Raw genomic sequence first — 21,483 nt, 5'->3', positions numbered from 1 at the left:
TGTTGTTGTCAAAGGATTTAATCTGGCTCAATACATCTCACGCAGATAGATCAGCGGTTTGCTGCCGCGATTCAGGCCAAAACTGGCGCGCGCCGCGGGATCCTGGTCGTACGTCACGCCTGCACCGCTCCAGTGGCCCTGCAGCCAGCTTTGCGATGCCGCAACGGCCGGTCCCGCCGGACATGTGCTGCCGCTGGCCACGGCACCCAGCTGCACAGTAAGGTCAACGCTGCCGGTATTGTTCGCACCCGGTGAGGACAACCGCAGGTTGCCACGGCCCGCGTTGAAACGGCCGGACAATGACACCGAAGTCTCGCAGGCATTGAGCGCACGCTGCCAATTGGAGAGCGTCACAGTGTTGGCGGCAAGTCGGGTGCAGAAATCCGCTGTATTGAGGACAAACCCGCTGCCATTCCAGTAGCGGGTCTCGATCGGCACCGGCAGGCCGAGCAGTTCCGAACCGAGGGCGTTGGTCAGGACCAGCTGGCCAAAGCGGATTTCTTTGCCCGCATTGGCCGCAGTGACCGCGTCGAAGGCGATGCTTGCGAACAGCGCGGGCGCAAGGGTGTCAACGGTGCCGTTGCCGGACACGCCCGCCTCGGCGATGTCCTGGATGCTCATCGACAGGCTGATGTCCGCAATGAAGGGCGCAACCGGGGTGGTGCGCACAAACGCGATTTCGTCCGCCGCATTGGCCACCAGGGTACCTGCCCCGGCGCCGCCCGCGGTGACGGTCGGCGCCCCCAGCAAGCCGATATCCAGATTGCCGGTGACGGGGGTATAGGTTTGCACGGCGCCTGCGGGCGCGAGCTTCCACAGCGCGCCCGTGTAGTTGAGCGTGGTGGCGCCGGCGGCATTTTTCGCCGTGATCGTGGCCTGCGGCAGCGTGAGATAGCCGAAGGGCTGGCCGACATAGGTGAACGAACGCTTGGTTGGGGCGGGGCAATTCGCATCCACTTCATTGAAGGTCTTGAAGACGGGCGTGCTGGCCTTCGTCAGGTCGAAATGGTCGGGCACGAAGCGGCCGACGTTGAAGGCCGCCGATTCGATCGTCCGTTCGACCGCGCTGGAGCCGTCCGCGGCATCCACCGCTGCGAAGCTGGCGTCCGAGAGCTTCATGGCGAAGGCGCCGACTTCGGAATAGCGGGCACCGGTGGTCGTCACCGTGCCGGCGGCGGCAGACCAGGTGCCGGTCGCGAGCGTGCCCAGGGTGCAGCCCGTGGCGGGCAGCACGCAGGCCGTCAGGCTGGCCGCGGGATTGCCGCTGTAGTTCGTGGTGGCGGCGCCCACCGCGTTAGCGGCCGTCGCCACGATCTGGAATGGCTGCCCGGCCTTGTGGACGTTGCCGCCGGACACCGCGGTATTGGCAAGCGTGCGAGTGGCTCCGGCGCTGACACTGTCGACATCGCTCACCGTCACGCCGCCGAAGCTCGCCGGCCGGATGGCGAAGTTGTCGGTCGAGCAGGCGACGATCGTCGGCGCGCCAGTCGCCGGATACGTCATGCGGATGCGCGCGTTGGGCCAGGCATTCGGTTCGACGATACCAGCCAGCGTCTTGCGCCCCGCGTCGCCCGCAGCGAACGTCAGCGTGCCCATGCTGCGGATCAGGCCATAGGCCCCGCAACTGGCGCCCGCCGATGCGTCGACGAGTTCCAGTTTCACATTGCCGGTGAAGGCGGTTTCGACGGCCGCGCCGCCGCTCTTGAGCGCGACCACGGCCAGGTTGAACGCGCCGGCGGACACCTTGGTATGGATCACGCCGCTTGCACTGCCCGCCGGCGTGCCGGTCTCGAATGCGTTGAATCCGGCGGGCGCGATCACCGTGACGATGCTGCACGGCCGTTTCTGGCCCATCACCTGGCTCAGTTGCGCCGCGTTCATTGCGCCCTTGTACACGCCGACCTCATCCAGATTGCCGCTGAACCTGAAGCTCGACCCGTTTTCCGTGGAGGCATTGTTCTCGCCACCGATCGACGCCGCGCCGACATCGGTGCCCCAGGTTCCGGTGTAGGTTTGGGTGACGTAGGCAAGCTGGGTGCCGGCCTGGTTGTAGACGTACAAGCTCTTGGTCCTGGCCCCGAGATCCGCCACCGCCGCGACGAAATACCAGGTGTTGTTCTGGATGACGTTGGGCGTATCCAGAATGATCGGATTGAGCGCCCGCGTATAGAAACGCAGCCTGCCGGCACCGCCATCGCCCAGGCTGAAGCCATAGCCGCCGGTATTGTTCTGGTCGTCGATGAAAATGCGCTGGCCGCTCTTGGCGTTGTTGGTGGTGCGTATCCACGCGGTCAGGGTGAAGTCCGTGGCGAGGTTGGGAAAGCTTGCGGGGATCGCAACATAGTCGTTGTTGCCGTCGAACACGCCGTAGCCGCAGGTGCCCGGCGTGCCCGCAATCGCCGGTGCTGCGCTGCTGGTGGCCGCACCGTTGGTCGCCGTCGCGTCGTAGCCGTGGCCGGCGCTGTCCAGCACCTCGCCCGCCGCGCCCGACCAGATCGGCTCGTCCATGTGGAATTCGGCGATCGGTCCCGGCACGTAGAACCGCACCGCTGAATTGGCAGGCGGCACGACGGGCGTGGACCACACCGCATAATCCGTCGGGCTCAACTGCCAGCCGATCTGCGCGGAGCCGCCGGTGGGATGGCTGCTCGGGCCGAACTGGTAGACGAACTCGTTGGTCGTTTCCTCAAGAATGATCTGCAGATTGAAGCTCCCGGTACGCGTCGTGGCGCCCCACTCCGGGACGTTCACCCAGGTCACGACGAAACGGCGGTTGGGTGCTGTGCCTTCCGTGGCGTAGCTCACATAGCAGGTCGCGGTGGGGCACACCCCCGACGGCCCGCTTGGCGTGGCATCCAGGTCCACGCCATAGATGCGCAGGGTCCTGGACACGCTGGCGGTGGGATACGGATAGGTATAGGTCGGCGGCGGCCCTACCGTCTGGGTACCATAGCCGCAGTATCCGTTGTTGAATTGCAGGCGGCCGTTACTCATGATCTGCACCTGCGTGTAGTTCACGCCGCCGAAATTGAACGTGAACCCCAGGGGAAGCTGCGCCGTGATGTCGTCGTCGACGGGCGCGCCCGCGTAGCCCGAACTGCAGGATGCACCGTGCGTCCAGGTGACGTGCGTATGCGCGGACGGATTGACCCAGTTCGAGGTCGTGGCCATGCTGGAATAGGTCGCCGCGTGCGCCGGCGCGAGGGCCAGCGCAATCCCAAGCGGACCGCCACACAACAGGACGAGCCACCTGCCCAAGACGAGGCGGCCGAACATTCGAACGGCGGCGAACACGAGGCGCCTGGCGATCCTGTTCATTTCGAGAAACTCGCCTGGATCTGCCGCTCGACGTAATCCACCTCGTGGGGCGCGCCCGACGTCGCGGTCGAGGTGATCTGGTAAACCGTGACCGTATCGGCCCCGTCGGTGTAGGGGGCGGACTGGGTGCAGGTCACTTTCACGGTAAACGCGGCAAGCGTTCCGCCGAGCCCCGTCAGCGTGTAGGGCGAAGCCGGGCATGGTGCTGGGCTCGGCTGGAGGTGTTGCGGATCGACCACCTGCCACGCCCCCCACTCGATGCCGGCGCGCGCCGCCAGATAGGCGCGCGTCCCCTGGACGTCGAGCGCGCTGCTGATGTGGCTGGTGCGCGACAGCGACACCATGTAGGTCGCCAGCGCGGCCAGTACGACCAGCAGGAAGATCGCGGTCGGCAGGACGAAACCGGACTCGGTGCGCGGCATCCGGTTCATGGCTGGTTGCTCACCTGCGTCGTGGCATACAGGCGCACGGTTTCGCCCGCCTGGCTCAGATCAAGCGTCATGCTGACCAGCCCGCCGCGTTCAGTGGCGCCGGGCTGGTACGTGAAGCTGCATGCGCTGACGTTGGTCGCCAGGAGCGCGCTCGAGGCGGGCGCGGGCGGCGCGGGCGGCGTGGGCTTAGCCGCGGCGATGGCATACCCCCAGTAGCGTGTGAGCGTACCCAGCGCAGGATTCGCCGGGTTCGGCGCGCACACATAGGTCACCGGCCCGTCGACGACCTGGAAGCGGTTGCCGGGCGAGGCCAGCGGAAACTGCTTGGAAGTAATGGCGATATGAGTCACGTTACCGGGCGCACCCGCATAGGCCGCGAGCGTGTTGCCCGCCCAGGCGTCGGCCCCGGTTATGCCGAGGTTGTATACGGCGATCAGGTCGCCGGCCTTCATATCGATACCGGGGCCGAGCACGTCGAAACCCGTGTCGGACACGGTGAAATCGAGGATGTCGCCGCCGCCCTGCGCGCGGTAGCGCCCGCCGCTGCGGGTGCCGAGAAACTCCAGATACACCACGCCGGCCGCATCCGTGGTGACGCGCACGCTGTTGGGCAGCGCCAGCCGGATGTCGCGCCCCATGCGCCGCAGCGCGGTGTCGGCCGCGTCGGCGAGGCGTGCGCGGCGGTCCTGGGCCACGTAGCTCTCCAGCGGCGCGCGCAGGAACACTGCCACCATCGAACCGACGATGGCGGTGATCGCGATGACGATGATCATCTCGATCAGGGTGAAACCGGCGTGGTCAGAGGTTGGGCGCATAGCGTGTGCGGTAGCCGGACAAGGTGACGCTGTGGTTGCCAGGGCCGGTGACGGTCACGGTGACGAGCAGGGTTTCACCGGCGGGGATGCCGTTGAATGCGCCGGCTGGTTGTACCTGAACCGTGGCCGTGTAGCCATTCAGATCGGGAACCGCATTGCCGCTGGGGTCGACGATGCCTGTCATAGCAAAGCCGTTGTAGTCGTTGACGTTGTCGAACGGCGTGAGGTTGGCATTGCGCGACTCACCTTGAGCTAACTCAGGCCCCATGCTTTCCGGAGTCGTGGCGCAATCCAAGGGGCCCACCAATGCATTTTGTGCCGTCTCCACATTGGCATCGTCGGGATCGCAATAGGTGTAGGGCTTGGCCAGCACTTCCTCGAGCAGCGAGTCGGCGATGGCGAGCGCCTGTTTCTGCACCACCGGATCGGCGCTGGTCCGCGCGTTCAGACTGAAGACCGACAGCACCCCGGTCACCGCAATGCCCACCACCACGATGAACACCAGCAACTCGATCAGGCTGAGGCCGCGTTCGTCAGTGGACATAGCCGGTCTCCTGCTCGACGAACACATGATGCGTCCCGCTGCCGTTGACGTGGATGTCGAGCCGGGCAGCGAGATTCACGGGGCGCCCGCCGGCATCGAAGTGGAGCGTTGTAGTCGGCGTGATTGCCACGCCGCTTGGCGCGTTGACGGTGTAGGGCTTTTCGCTGCCAGGCCCGGGCGCCTGGCTGGCAACCGGGCACGGCATGGTGGCAAGATAGCAGAGGGTGGCATCGTTTGCCGTCAGTTGCACGTAGACATCGGCGTGCTGGGCGACGGCCAGCTTCTGCGCGAAGCGCACGGTGGAAGCCAGCTGGTCAGCGTAGCCGCGGGTGTCGAAGCCGCTGCGGCCCATCATGCGCGGCGCGGCCACCGCCGCGAGAATGCCGGCGATGACGATCACCAGGATCAGTTCCACCATGGTAAAACCGCGGCTTGAGCCGCGGTTCAAATGAAGCATGATCAATGGCGAATCAACAGCCAGTTGTGGTAATTGCACTGATTACCGGTGCGCCGTTGGCAGCCGCCGGATTGTATTGGAAGCGGCAGTTGGCCGGGTTGCTGCCACCGAGCACCTGAATCCGGATGTTCGCGCCCGATGCCACCTGCGCATAACCATCAGCTGTAAGCGCAGCGTCCAAAGCCGCCGAGGTGTTGGCGAAGGTGGAGGTGAGTCCCGCCGCATTCACAATTCCGTCCCACGTGGCCGCAGGGTACGCGTTAACGATCGCGACACGCCCCGATTCAGTACACAGGTTGGTCGTGTTGTCAGCGCGGTTGGGGGCTGGCCCCAAGTTCACTGGGCAATTGGCTGTATCAGCCACGCCGCCGCGCACCAGAGCCGCGCCATGAATCATTCCCGACGCCGCCAACACCGCGCCCCGCGCCGCATTCAGCTTGGCAATCCGGGCATCGCGCTGGATGTTGGTGAAGCGCGGCAGCGCCACCGCGGCGAGGATGCCGAGGATGACGATGACGACGATGAGTTCGATCATGGTGAAGCCGCGCTGCCTGGTTTTCATGTCCTTCAGGGTGTGCATAGTGTTCTCCTGCTTATTCGAATAGGTTGGTCTCATGCGCCGGCCGCCTGCGGCAGCCACAGGACCTATTTCGGCGCACTCGGCCGAGACTTGAACAAAAACATGAAATTACGATCAGGACGTCACTTGATGGCGACGCTGGCGAGGTCCCACATCGGCAGGAACACGCCGAGTGCCAGCACCAGCACGACGCCGCCCAGGGCGACGATGATCAGCGGTTCGATACGGGCGGCCAGGGTCTTGATTTCATAGTCCACCTCGCGTTCGTACATCCCGGAGACTTCCTGCATGAGCTCATCGATGCTGCCGGTTTCCTCGCCGACGGCGATCATCTGCAGCACCACCGGGTTGAACACGGCTGCGTTCTGCGCGGTGCGCAGGACCGATTCGCCGCGCTCGATGCCGTTGCGCATCTGCTCGACGCGCGAGGCGATCCAGGCGTTGTCGGTGACTTCGGCCACCACCGAGAGCGCCTGCGCCGCGGGAATGCCGCTTTTCAGCGACAGCGCCAGCGTGCGCGCGAAACGGGCCAGCGTGCTGCGCAGCATGATCGACCCGGTGAGCGGCAGCCTGAGCTTGAAGCGGTCCCATAGCAGGCGCCCGCCGGGGGTGACGCGCCACATGCGGAATCCCATGATGGCCAGCACCAGCCCGGCCAGCATGAGCCAGCCATAGGCGATGGTCAGGCGCGAGGTTTCGATGAGAATGCGCGTCATCAGCGGCAACTCCGCCCCGAGGCCGGCGTAGACCTTGGCAAAAGCCGGGATGACGAAGACGTTGATGACGGCGATCGCGACCACCATGGCGATGAGCACGAAGATCGGGTAACGCAGCGCTTCGCGGATGCGGGCGCGGGTCTCGCGTTCGAATTCGAGGTGCTCGAACATGCGCAGGAAGATTTCGTCCAGGCGTCCGGTCGCCTCCCCTACCCGCACCATCGCAATGTAAAACGGCGAAAAGACCGCGGGATGCTGGCGCATCGCCGTCGACAGGTCGCGTCCCGCTTCGAGCGATTCCTTCAGCGACGTGATCACCCGGGCAAAGGCCGCATTGGTGGTCGACTCGAGGAGGCCCGATAGCGACCGCAGGATCGGAACGCCGGCGCGCATCAGGGTGTAGAGCTGGCGCGAAAACAGCTGCACGTCGATGGGCTGGACGGCAGGCTCGAAGAGACTGAGGCTTTTCGGCTTCGCCCCGCGCCGCTCGGATTGCCCGGTTTCCTGGATGGTGACGGGCGAAATGCCGTTTTTCAGCAGGTTGCTGGCGCATGCGGCAGCATTGTCCGCCTCAAGAATACCCTGGGCCTTCTCGCCGCTTCGGGTGCGGCCGGTATAGGCAAAGCGCAGCATCAGCTTGTCTCGTCCTGGGCGCTGGCGCGCATCGCCTCGGCCAGCGAGGTCACGCCGGCCCGTGCCAACGCGATGGCCTGGTCGCGCAGGGTATGGCCGGCCATGGACGCGCGTGCGGCGGCCACGAATTCGGCCGGATTCTTGCGCGCCAGGCTTTCCGCCAGCGCGGTATTGATTTCAAGCAACTCATGGACGGCACGGCGTCCGGAATAACCGGTGCCATGGCAGCGGTCGCAGCCCGTGCCCGCGACATAGCCGTCGTCGGCCTGGTCGGCTTGGGCCCGCCCGAGCCAGACCCGCTCCTGCGGCGTCGGCACATGCGGGGCCTTGCAATGGCCGCACACCTTGCGCAGGAGGCGCTGCGCCAGCACGCCCTGTACCGACGTCGCCACCATGAACGCGGGAACGCCCATGTCGAGCAGGCGAACCGGGGTGGAGGCCGCATCATTGGTGTGCAGGGTGGACAGCACCAGATGGCCCGTCATGGCCGCCCGGAGCGCGACCTGCGCGGTTTCGGCATCGCGCATCTCGCCGACCAGGATCACGTCCGGATCCTGGCGCAGGATGGCGCGCAGCACCCGGGCAAAGCTGAGGTCGATCTTGTCGTTCGCCTGCACCTGATTGATGCCGGCAAGCCGGTATTCCACCGGGTCTTCGACCGTGATGATCTTGGTGCCCGGGTCGTTGAGTTCGCCGAGCGCGGCATAGAGCGTAGTCGTCTTGCCGCTGCCGGTCGGACCAGTCACCAGGACCAGGCCGTTGGGACGGTGCAGGATGGCGCGAAAGCGTTCCTGCATGTCGGGTGGCATGCCGAGGCTGTCGACGGCAAGCATGTTGTCGCCCTGGCTCAACAGCCGCATCACCACGGACTCGCCGTATTGCGTAGGCATGGTGGACAGCCGCACGTCGACGGTGCGGCCGCGCACCTTGACCGCAAAGCGGCCGTCCTGCGGCAGGCGCTTTTCCGAAATATCCAGCCCGGACACGATCTTGAGCCGCAGGGCCAGCGCCGGCGCAATCTTGAGATCGGCCTGGGTCTGCGGATGCAGCACGCCGTCGATGCGGAAACGGATGGCCAGCTGTTTTTCCTGCGGTTCGATGTGCAGGTCGGACGCATTGACCTGCAGCGCATCCTCGAACAGGGTCTGCAGCAAGCGCACCACGGGCGCATCGGCCTGCCCTTCGCCCAGCGCTTCCAGGCCGATGATGCTGGCCTCGCTCTCGCCCATGTCGCGCGCGAGTTCCTCGGTCAGGCCGTGGATATCGTCGGTTCGCCGGTAGATCCGGTCGATGGCCGCCAGCAGGTCGCCTTCCGCCACCACGGCAAGCTGGATATCGTCCGGGATCAACCGGGCGATTTCATCGTAGGCAAACAGATCGGTCGGATCGGCCATGCCGACGAAAATACTGCTGTCCCGCCGCGCCAGCGGCATGGCCCGGAAACGCCTTGCCTGCGTTTCCGGCAACAGCTGCAGGATGGAGGCATCCGGATTGAATTTCCTGAGATCGATGAAGGGAAGATTCAATTGCCGCGCCAGCGCCTGCGCAATGTCGTTTTCGCCTGCCAGCCCGCTTTCGACGATGATGCGGCCCAGGCGGCGCCCGCTTTTCTTCTGCGCCGCCAGTGCGATGTCCAGGTCGGCGCTGGAGATGACTTTCTGCTCGACGAGCAGGTCGCCCAGGCGGATTTTCTGGCGTCCGGCCTGTGGGGAAGCGGGTTGGGGGGCTGACTCGGTCTGCATTTTTTCTCGGATGGGTGCGCAAGTATGAGCACATATCGGCCCGGACAGGCTTCGCCTTAAGCCATAGGCCGTCCGCCGCCCCACCCAAGACCGGGCGACAGACGAAGTCGCGCGTTCACTTGGCCTGCTGTTCGATGAATTCGCCCGCCTGGTTGCCGGGGCGCAGCCTGCCCTGATAGATGAAGCCCGTGCCATAACGGCGGTGGCCATCCGGCGCGGTAATGAGTTCGTTCTCGCTCCAGATCCATACATGGCCGTCGCGGGTATCGAGAATGAGCGCCCGCCCGCCACCCTTGCCGCCCTCGGCCCCGGCCAGCGGCAACGCCTGGTAGCGTCCGTCCTCCGCCTGTGCCCCGTTCGCGAAAATCAGCAGCCCTGCCAGTATCCATCCTGTCCGCATCGCTCCCCCTTTCATTCGAACAAAGCCGCCACCGCGGCCGCATCCAGCACGTACTCGTGGTTGCAGATGTCGTCGTGCACCCGTATTTCGCCCTGCTCGGCAAGGATGTCTTCGCATTCTGCGCGCCCGACGCTGCGCAACATGGAGTAGATCTTGTCCGGATCATACGGGCAGTGATAACTGACCGGGCGCGGATCGTACACGCGCACGTCCTCTTCCGGAAACAGGCGCTCGATCAGCTTGATCGCGCCGAGGCCGAGCAATTCGTCCGCCCGCACCGTGTCGGCCAGGATCTGCACCCGATTCCAGCCATCGGCATCGCGCATGGCTGCGCCCGGCAAGGCCTGCAAAAACAGGCCCGCCGCGGTCTCGTGATTGGCCGCCAGCCACAACCGGGTCGGCGCCTGCTCGGACTGCGCGAGGTAATGCTCGAATACGGCGGCGAGCGTATCGCCCTGCAAGGGGACATGGCTCTGGTAGGGCTGGCGCATGTCGGCGGTATCGAGGGTCAGGGTCAGCGCACCGTCGCCCAGCAGGGCCGGCAGACTGCCCGCGGACAGATGCGGCGGCGTGCGCGCCATGCCGCGCAGGCGCAACTGCTCGTCGCAGTCCATCACCAGTAGCGACACTTCGCCGTCGCCGCGCAGCTGGAAAGTCAGTCGCCCTGCCTGCTTGAGGTTGGCGGCGATCAGCGTGGTCACCCCCGCCAACTGGCCCAGCAATTCGAGCGCGGGCTCAGGGTAATCGCGCCCCGCCGTCATCTCGCGCCAGGCGCCGCCCAGCTGTACCCAGGCGCCCCGGATGTCAAGCTGCTCGAACAGGAAGCTGCGGACGCGGTCGGGTGGCCCGCTCAATTCAGCTGCACCCGTTCGCCCCAGGGCACTACGCCCTTGCCCTTGACCAGCCAGATCACCGGGTAATTCGGCGGGACTTTGGGGAAATCGCCTTCGGCATCGGTGAAATACACCAGCATGTTGGGGCTGCGGTTTTCGTGCTCGACCCAGTCGAATACCGGGCGGAAATCGGTACCGCCGCCGCCTGAGAGCTCGGTCGGCAGCTGCATGGTGTCCCAGGGCTCGAATTCCCACGGGGCCTGTTCCGCCACATGGTTGTCGCACGCCAGCAGGGTGACGCGTGCACGCACCTGGCCCTTCAAGGCATCGAGCTCGGTGACGAACTCGCGCAATTCCTCGTCGCTGATCGAGCCGCTGGTGTCGATCGCCGCCACCACGTCGATGCCCTCGCTCGACAGGCGCGGCAGCAGCGCGTCGCCCTCGCGCCGCGACGGCCGGCGCCACGAATAGTCGTCACGCTGATTGACCGCGAAGAAACGCGCCAGGAGCGATCGCCAGGGCAGGCTGGGGGCGAGCAGATCGTCGACCCAGCGCATCATCGACTGCGACAGCTTGCCAGCCTGACGTGCGGCCTGGGCGGCGGCGGCCAGGCGATTCTTCCACTGCTCGGCGAGTTCCTCGCGCTCGCTGGGCGACAACTCGTTCGGCTTCTGCGAGGCCTGGCTGCCGCTGCCCTCTTTTTCCTCGGCTTGGCTCTGGCCTTCCCTGCCCTGCCCCCCGGATTCGCCGGCATCGGGGTTGTCCTGGCGCTGGTTCTCGTCGGGGCTGGCACCGGCGTCGTTGTCGTTGTCGAACATGTGCTGGTCGAAGGACTCTTCCGGCGTGTCCTCGGGGATCAGCGGATAGATTTCCTCCGCCGACAGCGTCATGTAATTCTGGTCGGCAAGGATGCCGTGCAGCGGCGGTTTCAGGCCTTCCTCGATCAGGATCAGGTTGACCGCATGATCGCAGGCCACGTCCCAGCGCCGTTTGACGCGATGGTTTCGCCGGTGGGTATGCCCCATCGCGCAGTGCATCGCCTCGTGCGCCAGCACGAACTGCGTCTGCGCGAGATTGAGGTTGTCGATGAATTTCGGGTTGAAATAGAAGGCCTGCGCGTCGGTGCCGGTGGTCGTGCATCCCTCGCCGCCGACCTTCAGCGGCAGATGCATCACCAGCGCGCCGAGAAACGGGCGCTCCATGATAAGTCGCGTGCGCGCCGCGGCGAGCTTGGTCAGGATGGGTTCGAGCGTGGCGTCGTTGGCTTCAGCCATGGGACATCAATGCTCGTATAAAACCAGATCGGTGATGCTGTTGGCCCATTCGGCGAAGGCCGGCACGGCGAACAGCGGGCGCCCCACCGCGCGATGCAGATCGCTCACCAGCATCACGCCCATTTCGCGCTGCGGGAAACGCTGCGCGTACTTGAGGATATTGCCATACACCGCCGTGGCATTGCCGCTGTCGGCCGCCTTCAGCGCGCGCCGGACCAGTGCAGCCGCGACGCCGTACTGCAGGTCGATCCCTTCGGGGACGTCCGCCACCTCGCCGGCGATGATGGCATCGATGTCGGGCATCTGCGCCATGTTGTCGACGAAGGTCTTGAGTTCCAGGCCGGCCGACTGTCCGACGCAGGCCATCAGCGCATCGGCCAGCAGATCGGTCTTGTCGAATTTCTGCAACGCGCGATGCGCGTATTCCCACGAGCGCGGGCTGGGAAAGGCGATCGGCGTGTGCGCCGGGTCGAAACTGAACAGCAGATCGGGGCGGAAGCGCAGGAAGGCGATCACGCGCGGATCGATGTCCTCGCTGTGCGCCCAGTCCACCCAGTCGTCCAGGTTCACCTCGACCTCGTAATGCGTGAAGCGATTGGCCAGCGGCGCCGGCATCGCATAAGTCACGCCGCGGTCGCCTTGGCGATTGCCGGCGGCGAAGATCACCCAGCCGTCCGGCACTTTGTATTCGCCCAGGCGACGGTCGAGAATCAGCTGATAGGCCGCGGCCGACACGGACGGCGGGGCCGAGGTGATCTCGTCGAGAAACAGGATGCCCGACGGGCCGTGGCGTTCGGCATCCGGCAGCACCGAAGGGATCGACCATTCGACCAGCTGGCCGCTGCGGAACGGGATGCCGCGCAGGTCGGTCGGCTCCATTTGCGACAGCCGGATGTCGATCAGCGACACGCCATGCTGCTGGGCGATCTTGGCGACGATCTGCGATTTTCCGACGCCCGGCGGGCCCCACAGCATCACCGGCGTGTGATGACCGTCGGCCGCGCTCTCGAATTCGCGGTTGAGGATGGTTTCGATATGGGAGGGACGCATGGCCAATTAGAACAACAGTAAGGCCTTGAATGATAATCGCTCGGGCGGCCGGCATCCAGTTTCACCCTTGATCGAGGTGGGGGGATTTTGATACCGTGCCTGCACACAGACCGAATTGGAAGCAGCATGAACTTTTGCAGTGAATGTGGCAGCGCCGTGGTGCTGCGCGTGCCAAGCGGCGACCACCTGCCGCGTCATGTCTGCCCCGACTGCGGCACCGTCCATTACCAGAACCCCAAGATGGTCGTCGGCTGCATTCCCGAATGGGAGGACAAGGTGCTGCTGTGCCGGCGTGCCATCGAACCCAGATACGGCCTGTGGACCTTGCCTGCCGGCTTCATGGAGAACGGCGAAACCACGCTCGAAGGCGCGGCGCGCGAAACCTGGGAAGAAGCCGGCGCGCGCATCGAAGTGGGCGGCCTGTATACCTTGTACAACCTGCCGCATATCAATCAGGTGTACTTCATGTTCCGCGCCCGGCTGCTCGATCTCGACTTTCAGCCCGGCATCGAATCGCTCGAAACCCGGCTCTTCACCGAAGCCGAGATCCCCTGGGACGACATCGCTTTCCGCACGGTGCGTGCGACGCTAGAACAGTATTTCAACGACCGTCGCACCGGCTCATTCGACTTTCATTTCGGCGACATCCGCACGCGCTGATGCGCCGGACACATCAGGCGGCGGCGACGAACTGCTCCCGCCCGACCACGTCCATGCCGACGCGCAGCCAGCCTTCGTGGCCTTCCTGCACTTCGCCCAGCCGCAACCGATAGACAATGTCGCCGTCGCGCAGCATCAACGGCGCGCCCAACTGGTAATGCGTTTTCGGAAGCAGCAGATTGCTCACGCCCTGCTCGGTGTGGGTCATCGGCAGAAACACGGCCCAAGCCGGTTCGCGGGTCATGCCCGGCACCTCCACGTCGAAATAGACTTCCACCCGCTTGGGATGGCGCGACAGGCGCTGGGTCCCCACCAGATGCTGACCGCCTTCCTCACGGTCCCAGCGTATCGCCAGCAATTGCCACACATTCTCCGACGGGTCCCAACTCACAGCCACCAGCCGGCCATGCGGCAACGCCGTCGACTCGGCCAGGGAAAATCCCATGCCCTCGGTGCTCTCGTCGCGCAGCATCCACGGTTCGAGGTCAGGACTGCCCTTGGACGAATCGGGGTGGGACAGCGCGCTCAGAATCTTCTCCATGCCGGCCGCCACCCACACGCGCCCGAAACGGTTCGTACGCTGGCGTCCGCGGCGGATGCCGCCGCGCTCGATCAGGCTCGCGACCTGGCGGGTCAGTCCACTGTCGACTTCCGTCGCAGCCTCGTCGAGCGATTTAAGGTAATCGACCAGCGGGCTCAACGCAAAGTAACGCAGGCGGCGGCCCTGCACCCACTCGCTTTCCAGCACAGCCGCTCCCTCGCTCAGCGAGAGATCCACCAGATGGGTATGCACATCGCGCAGCGGCACGGTGGCGGGCAACGGCAGGGGCTCGTAGCGTTCGAGAAGCCGGGCGATGGATTCGATTTCCTGCGCGCGGTAGCCGAGCGGATGCACCAGCCCCATCAGCACGACCAGCGTGTATTCGCGGGCGCAGTGCGTGGGCTGTCCATCGACCTGCACCGCCTGGGTGGCAAACCCGTCACGCTCGATCAGGCGATAGATCTTGTGCACGCGGCGCCACGCCGATGCGGCAGGATTGCGCGCCTGATGGTAGTCCCAGCGCATGACCCGCCCGGCATAGCGCACCGCACGGGTGGCCATTTCGGCGGCAAACGGTTTGAGTTCGGCGCTGGCCGGATTGCGGTACGCCTGCTTCAGCAAGCAGAGCCAGGCCTCCGCCAGCAGCGACCAGAACACCCATGACTCGCGCCACAGCGCCTGGCGCGCCAGGCGGAAGGCGGCCTGGTTGCGCACATATTGTTCGATGATGCGGGACTGCAGGGGCAACCCCGCCTCTTCCAGCTTCATCAACGATTTCATTCGGCCGAGCGTGGCCGGTTCATTTTCCGCGTTGAACCGTTCGAGGCCTTCGACCAACACATGGTGCGCATCGTAATCCGAATCCGCATGCAGATTTTTCAGCCATTTCTCGGTCGCCTTCACGGAGGCAAACGGCGAGCCCGCCTCGGCTTTTCTGCGGCGGGTAATCGTGCTCAACATCTCGAATAAATCGCTCATGGCTGGCGTCGGCTGGTTTCTGACGTCTGCAGACCAGCACCATTTATGCCAAACAAGCGGCTACCCGCTGCCGTGGTCAACACCTTGGTTTTGCTCAGCTTTGAACGACCCGCGCCGCGTCCGCGCAGCATGCGCTAACGAAAATCCGACAACTCGTGTTGAAGCCACGTCAACCCGTTCCTGATGGTTCGTGTCGCGCACAAGGCCGGGCGAACCCGCTACAATGCGCGCCGTGGAAGCGTGGCCGAGCGGTTTAAGGCACCGGTCTTGGCCGCACTGCGCAGCAGTCGGCTAGTGCAGGCTCACTTGCGACAGCAAGTTAAGCCGCGCAAGCGGCGGCCGGAACTAAAACCGGCGTGTGCATTCCACCCAAAGGGAAGCGTGGCCGAGCGGTTTAAGGCACCGGTCTTGAAAACCGGCGATGGCGCAAGCCATCCGTGAGTTCGAATCTCACCGCTTCCGCCAGATTCCGGATTTACGGCTGACACCGATTCCCTTCTTTCCCGGCCCGGCCCCACAGCGGACCGATTTCCAGCCGGGCAGATTCCAGCAACGCGGAAAAAGCCTCGCCCGCCAACGCCCGGTATTCCCGGTTCCGCGCGTCCTGCAAGCCATCCCCGCCCGGCCACGGCAGCGACGGGTGGCACATCAGTACGTCGCCGTCGCGTGCGCAGGCGAGCCATGCTTTCATTCTCACCAGGTAGTCCGCTTCGGAAAGATCGAATCCGTATACGCCGACGAGATGATTGCTTTGCGGATACCCGTGCCGGCCGGCCAGCGTGCGCAAGGAGTTCGCGCCCAGCCGGCCGATCAGCCACGCTTTGAATGCAGTGGACGGCGGGCAGCCGTCTGCCGGAAGCGTCGAGCGCACCCAGGGCCTGACCGCCGCGCCATACCGTTGATCCATGACTGCAATGAGCTGGTCGCGTATCACGGGCAGCTGATGCACATGTTGGTGGCCATCAATGAAATCCGGCAACCGTCCCATGGCCTGCTCGAAACGATCGAACTGCCGATCAACCGCCGTGCGGATCCGGATGCGATCGAGTTGGCAGCCATAGGCACGGGCTATCAGCCCGGCCAGCGCATGGCACCCTCCCTGGCCGAAATCCTCGGTGAAGTTGAGATGCAGGCCCACTTCCACGTTGTCCGTCCGCGCCCGCAACGCATGGGCGCCCGAAGACCAGGCCGGTCCGTCGACAAGACAGCTGACCGCGGAAACGCGACGCCGGTCCGCCAGTTCCAGCGCAGCCCGGTTGATGCCTTCGTGCTGGCCGAAGTCGTCCACGCACACGCTGATGACGCGTCGTGCGGATATCCGTTCAGGTTGTGGCGGCGTCGTCATCCCGTAGAATGCCGGAGATCTTCCCAGGCGAATCCCCCATGTTTCTGCTTCGTCACCGCCCGGTTGTCTTCATCCTGGTGGGCAGTACCGCCGCGTTCGTCCATCTCCTCACCGTCATCCTGCTGGTGGAAAAGATGCATCTCGCGCCCCTGGTCGCCAACGTCGGCGGCTGGCTGTGCGCCTTCACCGTCTCGTACGGCGGCCACCAGCTGCTCACCTTTGCCGATCACGACGCACCGGTGCTGCAATCGGCCAGCCGCTTCCTGCTGTTGTCCGCCGCGGGGTTCGCCATCAATGAATCGGCCTATGCCATTCTGCTGCACACCAGCCGGGTTCCCTATCATTTCCTGCTGGCGATCATCCTGCTGTGCGTAGCGGTGGTGACTTATCTGCTGAGTCGTCGCTGGGCGTTTGCCGGCATCCGCCCCTAGACGACACCTCGCTGCGCGTCAGCCGCCAGACCACGGTCGATTTGTGCGTCGCCAGCGGCGCGATGTTCCGCAGGGAGGGATATTCGCCCTCCGTCCCTTTCGGCGCGACCAGCCATGAAACCGGGTGGCTACAAATGTAATGTTCAAGGCGGGCATGGTCGATCAGCAAGCGGTTCGCCCTTTCCGGGTCGAATTTTCCCGCGTCGGCCATGACCTTGCGCCAGTTGTCGTTTTTCGAGGTATTGGCCACACTCCAGTCGTCGAATATTTCGACCGGCTCGGTCAGCCCGAGATAGAACGGCATGTCGAAATACTGCTCCCGCAGGAACATGACGGGCTCGCTTGCCTGGCGCTGCGCGGCGATCAGGCTGCTCAAGTGCCGGTCCGTCTTGTGGTTGAACAGGTTGTTGGCCACGATCGCGGATAGGCACACCGCAGCGGCGACGAGCGCGAACCCCTTCAGGAAACGCGGGTTCGGCACATCCCCCCATTTGCGTACCAGCCCCTCGGCTATCAGGTAGGCCAACGGCGGCAGCACGGGCAGCACGTAGCCCACCAGCTTGGAGGACGGAATGGAGAAGAAGCCCACGATCACGGCCGGCCAGATCCACATCAGGGAGCGGATCGTCGGCTTCGTCTCGGCCTCCAGCCGGGTGCGTTTCAACGCGGCAGGCAGCCACCAGGACCAGGGCAGGATGAGGAGAAGGATGGCGGGCGGATAAAACCAGAACGGCATGGGATTGTTGAATCCGCCTTCGGCAAATCGCTGGAACTGCTGGTAGACGAAGAAGTAATTCAGGAATTCGGGGAACCGCGCCTGCATGGCGACAAACCAGGGGACGGCAACCAGCAGGAAAATGGCCAGGCCAGGCAGCCAGACCAGCTTGCGCATCAGGACCAGGCGGCGATTCCACGCCAGCCAGGCGACCAGCACCATTCCCGGCAGCACGGCGCCGATCAGCCCTTTGGCCAGAACGCCCAGCGCCGCACCCAGATACGCACCTGCCAACAAGCCCTTGTAGGGCAGATCCCTTTCGGCATTCAATCCCGCTTCAGCCGCCAGCAGGATGGTGGAAGCAATCAGGCCAGCCACCAGCATGTCGAGATTGGCAAACTGGGCAGCGCCGAAGAAAAAAGGCTGGGTCACCAGGATCAACAAGGACCAGCGCGCGACCGTCGTGCCTTTTTGTCGCAGGGCGAAGCCATACAGGGTGAAGGCCGCGATTCCGGCCCCGAACAGCGGCGCCAGGCGAGCGGCCCACTCGTGGAGACCGAACATGCCCAGGCTGCTCGCCGTGATCCAGTAAAACAGGGGCGGTTTGTGGAAGAAGGGCAGGCCGTTCAGGGTGGGGTATAGCCAGTTGCCCGAACTCAGCATTTCCCAGGCCACGCTGACGTAGCGCCCCTCGTCAGGCAAGGCCAGCGGCCTGACCCCCAGCGTCAACGCAAGCCAGGCCAGTGCCAGCAGGAACCATCCCGCTTCCTTTCTGTTCCATCCCGCGATCATGGCTGCGCATCCCGCAAGCCCCGTCCGGCGCGACGCCGGACCACGTACAAGGGGCGCCCCTTGACCTCCTCGAAGATGCGACTGACATACTCGCCCAGCACACCCAGCCCGATGAGTTGTATCCCGGAAAACAACATCAGGCCCACCACGATCGTGGTCCAGCCCGGAACGGCGATCCCCTTCAGGAAATAGTCGACGACCAGGTAGCCGCCATAGGCGAATGCCAGCAACGCCAGGATGAAGCCCAGCAGGCTGGCGATACGCAACGGCCAGGTGGTGAACGCCGTCAGGCCGTCGAAGGACAGCCGCAGCAGATGGAACGGGTTGAAGGTGCTGCGTCCGCTGCCCCGGGCATCCGGCACGTAGGCAATTTCAGATGTCTTGAATCCCACCCACGCATACAGCCCCTTCATGAAGCGGTTGCGCTCCGGCAGGGCGAGCAGCGCGTCGACCACCGCCCGGTCCATGAGACGGAAATCGCCGGCATCCGCAGGCACCTGGAAACGCGCGCCGGCATTCACCAGCCGGTAGAACCAGCGGGCGCCCAGACGCTTGAACAGCCCTTCATCGCGGCGGTGCTCGCGCACGGCGTAGACCACGTCGTAGCCCTGCTGCCATTGCGCCAGCATCGCGGGAATCAGTTCCGGCGAATGCTGCAGGTCGGCGTCCATCATCAGGCAGGTTTCGCAACGCGCCGACTCCAGGCCTGCGGTAAGTGCCGCCTCCTTGCCGAAATTGCGCGACAGCTGGATGACCTGGAATCCCGGCTGGGCCGACCAGAAGGCGAATACTTCGTGCGTGGCGTCGCGGCTGCCGTCGTCCACCAGGATGACCTCCCAGTCCGTCACCAGCGACTGCAGCACGCTTTGCAAACGGGGCAGCAGGCGGTTCAGATTCTCCGCTTCGTTGTAGCACGGGATGACGATCGACAGTCCCGGAATCCAGTCGCGCGGCTGGACGGAAAAGTGCTGTCGATCGGCCATGTTCTTCTCGGCCGTCGACGGGAAGGTTTTCCATTCCGCAACGGGCAGAACGGAAAGATCGTGGGAATGAAGCTTGTATGGGCGCATCGGTTCCGGTTTCGCATCCAGTAGGGGTTGATGCAGAATGCGCCTGACTGCCTTTCAAACTCCTTACACGATTCCCGACACGCCTCGATGCGCATCCTGCTGACCGAAGACGATCCTGCGCTGGCGGATCTGCTCCTGCGCGCATGCCGGCAGGAAGGCTACAGCGTCGACTGGGTCAGCGACGGCGTGGCGGCCGATCTCGCCCTCGGCAGCGAAACCTACGATGCCCTGGTGCTGGATCTGGGCCTTCCGCGCATGGACGGACTGGATGTGCTCAAGCGCCTGCGCAAACGCGGCAGCCACCTGCCCGTGATGATCCTCACCGCGCGCGAGGCGATCGCCGACCGGGTGGCGGGGCTGGACAGCGGCGCGGACGACTACCTGTCCAAGCCGTTCGCCCTCGCGGAATTGCAGGCCCGCCTGCGCGCCCTCGTCAGGCGCCATCACGGCGGTGCGGCGTCGGCCAGCCTGGAACTGGGCAGACTGCGTTACGACACCGTGAGCCGGCAGGTTTTTCTGGACGACGACGAAATCGAACTGTCCAGCCGCGAGCGGGAAGTCCTGTCCAGTCTGCTGCACAAGGCGGGAAAGGTCATTTCCAAGCAGGCGCTGACCGCCGCCATTTCCAGCTGGGACGCGACCGTGGGATCGAACGCAATTGAAGTCTATATCCATCGCCTGCGCAAGAAACTGGAACCCGCAGGCATCTCCATCCGAACCGTGCGCGGGCTGGGCTACCTGATCGAGTCGTCCGATGGCCCCGCTGACTGAAATGCGCCGCGCCGATCCCACCCTGACCCGCGCCCTGCTGGGATGGCTGCTGATCCCGCTTGTGGTCCTGCTGGCGGTCAGTGCCTATACCACCTACCGCAATGCTTCCCATCTTGCGGAAACGGAACGCGACCTCGTCCTGGAAGAGATCACGGATGATCTGGAGGAACTCGTTTCCACCAGCTATAAAGCCGACCGCAAGATCGACCCGGACTCTCTGTCATTCAGCGTGCTCATCCGCGATGCCCGGGACCAGCGCTATTTCGCCATTTACGACGCCAGCGGAACATTGCTGGCAGGGGACCGCCGACTGGTACGCGTACCGGTCGGCAGCAGCGGCGACGAACGCGCGGCATTCGACACCATTTCCCTAAACGGCAAGATGCTGAGGCGCGCCGTATTGAAAGGCGAGCGGGATGAGCTTCCGGGCTTCGAAATCCAGGTGGCGGAAACCACGGTCAGGCGCGACCGGCTGACCCTCCACCTGCTCCGCGGCGTGCTCGTGCCGCAGGCATACGCCCTTCTCTTCTCGCTCCCGCTCGTCTGGTTCGGCATCAGCCGAGGGCTGCGCCCGCTCGAGGAACTGCGCCGCCGCATCACCCACCGGTCTGCCCAGGACCTCGATGCGATCCCGATCGACAACATCCCGCGGGAGTTGCGGCCCGTCGTCACCGCCCTCAACGACCTGCTGATGCGATTCCGGGCGGTACAGGAAGAGCAACGCCGCTTCACGGCCGATGCGGCACACCAGATCAAGACCCCGCTCGCCGTGCTGATGGCGGAAATCGAACTGGCCCGTTCGGATACGGCCTGCCCGTGCGCGCAGCCCACCTATGACCGTCTGCAGAAAGCCGCCGCCCGGCTCACCCATCTGGTGCGCCAACTGCTGGCGTTGGCACACTCGGAAGTGCATGAAAGCGCGACCCATACGCTGTTCGACCTGGCCGAACTGGCGCGCGAGGTGACGACCGAGTTTGTCGCGGCAGCCGCGCGTCGGCGGATCGATCTCGGTTTCGAGGGCACGGAACAGGCAATCCCGGTGCGGGGCAACACCGTCCTGATCCAGGAAGCCATGAAGAACCTGCTGGAGAATGCGCTCAAGTTCACCCCGGAAGGCGGAACGGTCACTGCATCCGTCCAGGCCTTCCCGCCGACCTTTTCCGTGGCCGACAGCGGGCCGGGCATCCCCGAAGCGGAATTGCCGCTCATCTTCAAACGTTTCCATCGGGCGCCGGAAAGCAGCACGGCGGAAGGCAGCGGTCTGGGGCTGGCCATCGTCCAGGAAGTGGCGCGCAAGCACGGCGCGGTCGTCACCGCGGGAAAAAGCGCGCTGGGCGGTGCACTGTTCGAATTCCGGTTCGAAGACGAAGCTGTAAGCCAATCGTAA

The 21,483-nt window shown here is 64.7% G+C and carries 20 protein-coding genes and 1 tRNA gene; 5 read left to right on the top strand and 16 right to left on the bottom strand.

What is annotated here, in order from left to right; genetic code table 11:
* Positions 1-27: 27 nt before the first annotated feature.
* The 12 genes from ABT23_RS05035 to ABT23_RS04980 all read right to left on the bottom strand — a co-directional run bounded on the left by ABT23_RS05035 (position 28) and on the right by ABT23_RS04980 (position 12,793).
* Positions 28-3,318, bottom strand: coding sequence for a LamG domain-containing protein (locus ABT23_RS05035; protein ID WP_296632061.1), 3,291 nt, complete (start codon positions 3,316-3,318; stop codon positions 28-30).
* Positions 3,315-3,749, bottom strand: coding sequence for a hypothetical protein (locus ABT23_RS05030; RefSeq protein ID WP_296632058.1), 435 nt, complete (start codon positions 3,747-3,749; stop codon positions 3,315-3,317). The genes ABT23_RS05035 and ABT23_RS05030 overlap by 4 nt, the downstream gene beginning before the upstream one ends.
* Positions 3,746-4,564 (bottom strand): prepilin-type N-terminal cleavage/methylation domain-containing protein, encoded by an 819-nt coding sequence (locus tag ABT23_RS05025; RefSeq protein WP_296632056.1) that lies wholly within the window; start codon positions 4,562-4,564, stop codon positions 3,746-3,748. Before ABT23_RS05025 ends, ABT23_RS05030 begins: the two co-directional genes overlap by 4 nt.
* Complete coding sequence (locus ABT23_RS05020; protein WP_296632053.1) at positions 4,548-5,108, bottom strand: type II secretion system protein; 561 nt, start codon at positions 5,106-5,108, stop codon at positions 4,548-4,550. Before ABT23_RS05020 ends, ABT23_RS05025 begins: the two co-directional genes overlap by 17 nt.
* Positions 5,098-5,565 carry a type II secretion system protein gene (locus ABT23_RS05015; protein ID WP_296632050.1) on the bottom strand — a complete coding sequence of 156 codons (468 nt, stop codon included), beginning with the start codon at positions 5,563-5,565 and terminating at the stop codon, positions 5,098-5,100. Before ABT23_RS05015 ends, ABT23_RS05020 begins: the two co-directional genes overlap by 11 nt.
* A 13-nt stretch (positions 5,566-5,578) precedes the next feature.
* Positions 5,579-6,145 (bottom strand): type II secretion system protein, encoded by a 567-nt coding sequence (locus tag ABT23_RS05010; RefSeq protein ID WP_296632046.1) that lies wholly within the window; start codon positions 6,143-6,145, stop codon positions 5,579-5,581.
* 122 nt (positions 6,146-6,267) lie between these two features.
* On the bottom strand, positions 6,268-7,494 hold the full coding sequence (locus tag ABT23_RS05005; RefSeq protein WP_296632043.1) for a type II secretion system F family protein: 1,227 nt from the start codon (positions 7,492-7,494) through the stop codon (positions 6,268-6,270).
* Complete coding sequence (locus ABT23_RS05000; RefSeq protein WP_296632040.1) at positions 7,494-9,236, bottom strand: ATPase, T2SS/T4P/T4SS family; 1,743 nt, start codon at positions 9,234-9,236, stop codon at positions 7,494-7,496. The genes ABT23_RS05005 and ABT23_RS05000 overlap by 1 nt, the downstream gene beginning before the upstream one ends.
* Positions 9,237-9,351: 115 nt before the next feature.
* Positions 9,352-9,636, bottom strand: coding sequence for a hypothetical protein (locus ABT23_RS04995; protein ID WP_296632038.1), 285 nt, complete (start codon positions 9,634-9,636; stop codon positions 9,352-9,354).
* Between the two features lie 11 nt (positions 9,637-9,647).
* Complete coding sequence (locus ABT23_RS04990) at positions 9,648-10,490, bottom strand: Hsp33 family molecular chaperone HslO (RefSeq protein ID WP_296632036.1); 843 nt, start codon at positions 10,488-10,490, stop codon at positions 9,648-9,650.
* Entirely contained in the window at positions 10,487-11,743 is a 1,257-nt protein-coding gene (locus ABT23_RS04985; protein ID WP_296632034.1) for a VWA-like domain-containing protein, read from the bottom strand. Before ABT23_RS04985 ends, ABT23_RS04990 begins: the two co-directional genes overlap by 4 nt.
* A gap of 6 nt (positions 11,744-11,749) precedes the next feature.
* Positions 11,750-12,793, bottom strand: coding sequence for a MoxR family ATPase (locus tag ABT23_RS04980; RefSeq protein ID WP_296632031.1), 1,044 nt, complete (start codon positions 12,791-12,793; stop codon positions 11,750-11,752).
* A gap of 126 nt (positions 12,794-12,919) precedes the next feature.
* Between ABT23_RS04980 and ABT23_RS04975 the strand changes: the two genes are divergently transcribed.
* Positions 12,920-13,453, top strand: a complete 534-nt coding sequence (locus ABT23_RS04975) for an NUDIX hydrolase (protein ID WP_296632028.1) — start codon at positions 12,920-12,922, stop codon at positions 13,451-13,453.
* Positions 13,454-13,466: 13 nt separating this feature from the next.
* Here the strand turns inward: ABT23_RS04975 and ABT23_RS04970 are convergent, their stop codons facing one another.
* Positions 13,467-14,972 (bottom strand): hypothetical protein, encoded by a 1,506-nt coding sequence (locus ABT23_RS04970; RefSeq protein ID WP_296632025.1) that lies wholly within the window; start codon positions 14,970-14,972, stop codon positions 13,467-13,469.
* A 375-nt stretch (positions 14,973-15,347) separates the two neighbouring features.
* On the opposite strand from ABT23_RS04970, the gene ABT23_RS04965 reads away from it, so the two are divergent.
* Positions 15,348-15,437: transfer RNA gene (locus tag ABT23_RS04965), tRNA-Ser, on the top strand.
* A gap of 10 nt (positions 15,438-15,447) precedes the next feature.
* Here ABT23_RS04965 and ABT23_RS04960 read toward each other — a convergent pair.
* Positions 15,448-16,317 carry a ChbG/HpnK family deacetylase gene (locus ABT23_RS04960; protein ID WP_296632023.1) on the bottom strand — a complete coding sequence of 290 codons (870 nt, stop codon included), beginning with the start codon at positions 16,315-16,317 and terminating at the stop codon, positions 15,448-15,450.
* A 38-nt stretch (positions 16,318-16,355) separates the two neighbouring features.
* Between ABT23_RS04960 and ABT23_RS04955 the strand changes: the two genes are divergently transcribed.
* Positions 16,356-16,748, top strand: a complete 393-nt coding sequence (locus ABT23_RS04955; protein ID WP_296632021.1) for a GtrA family protein — start codon at positions 16,356-16,358, stop codon at positions 16,746-16,748.
* Here ABT23_RS04955 and ABT23_RS04950 read toward each other — a convergent pair.
* Entirely contained in the window at positions 16,675-18,255 is a 1,581-nt protein-coding gene (locus ABT23_RS04950; RefSeq protein WP_296632018.1) for a glycosyltransferase family 39 protein, read from the bottom strand. The two genes, ABT23_RS04955 and ABT23_RS04950, sit on opposite strands and share 74 nt — an antisense overlap.
* Positions 18,252-19,325 (bottom strand): glycosyltransferase family 2 protein, encoded by a 1,074-nt coding sequence (locus ABT23_RS04945; RefSeq protein WP_296632015.1) that lies wholly within the window; start codon positions 19,323-19,325, stop codon positions 18,252-18,254. The genes ABT23_RS04950 and ABT23_RS04945 overlap by 4 nt, the downstream gene beginning before the upstream one ends.
* Before the next feature lie 87 nt (positions 19,326-19,412).
* On the opposite strand from ABT23_RS04945, the gene ABT23_RS04940 reads away from it, so the two are divergent.
* Positions 19,413-20,096 (top strand): response regulator, encoded by a 684-nt coding sequence (locus ABT23_RS04940; RefSeq protein WP_296632012.1) that lies wholly within the window; start codon positions 19,413-19,415, stop codon positions 20,094-20,096.
* A complete protein-coding gene (locus ABT23_RS04935; RefSeq protein WP_296632009.1) occupies positions 20,080-21,483 on the top strand; it encodes an ATP-binding protein in 1,404 nt (467 codons plus the stop codon). The genes ABT23_RS04940 and ABT23_RS04935 overlap by 17 nt, the downstream gene beginning before the upstream one ends.

The sequence above is a fragment of the Thiobacillus sp. SCN 63-57 genome, from assembly GCF_001725555.1.
Taxonomy (GTDB): Bacteria; Pseudomonadota; Gammaproteobacteria; order Burkholderiales; family Thiobacillaceae; genus Thiobacillus.
This window is presented reverse-complemented; position numbering and strand designations above follow the sequence as displayed.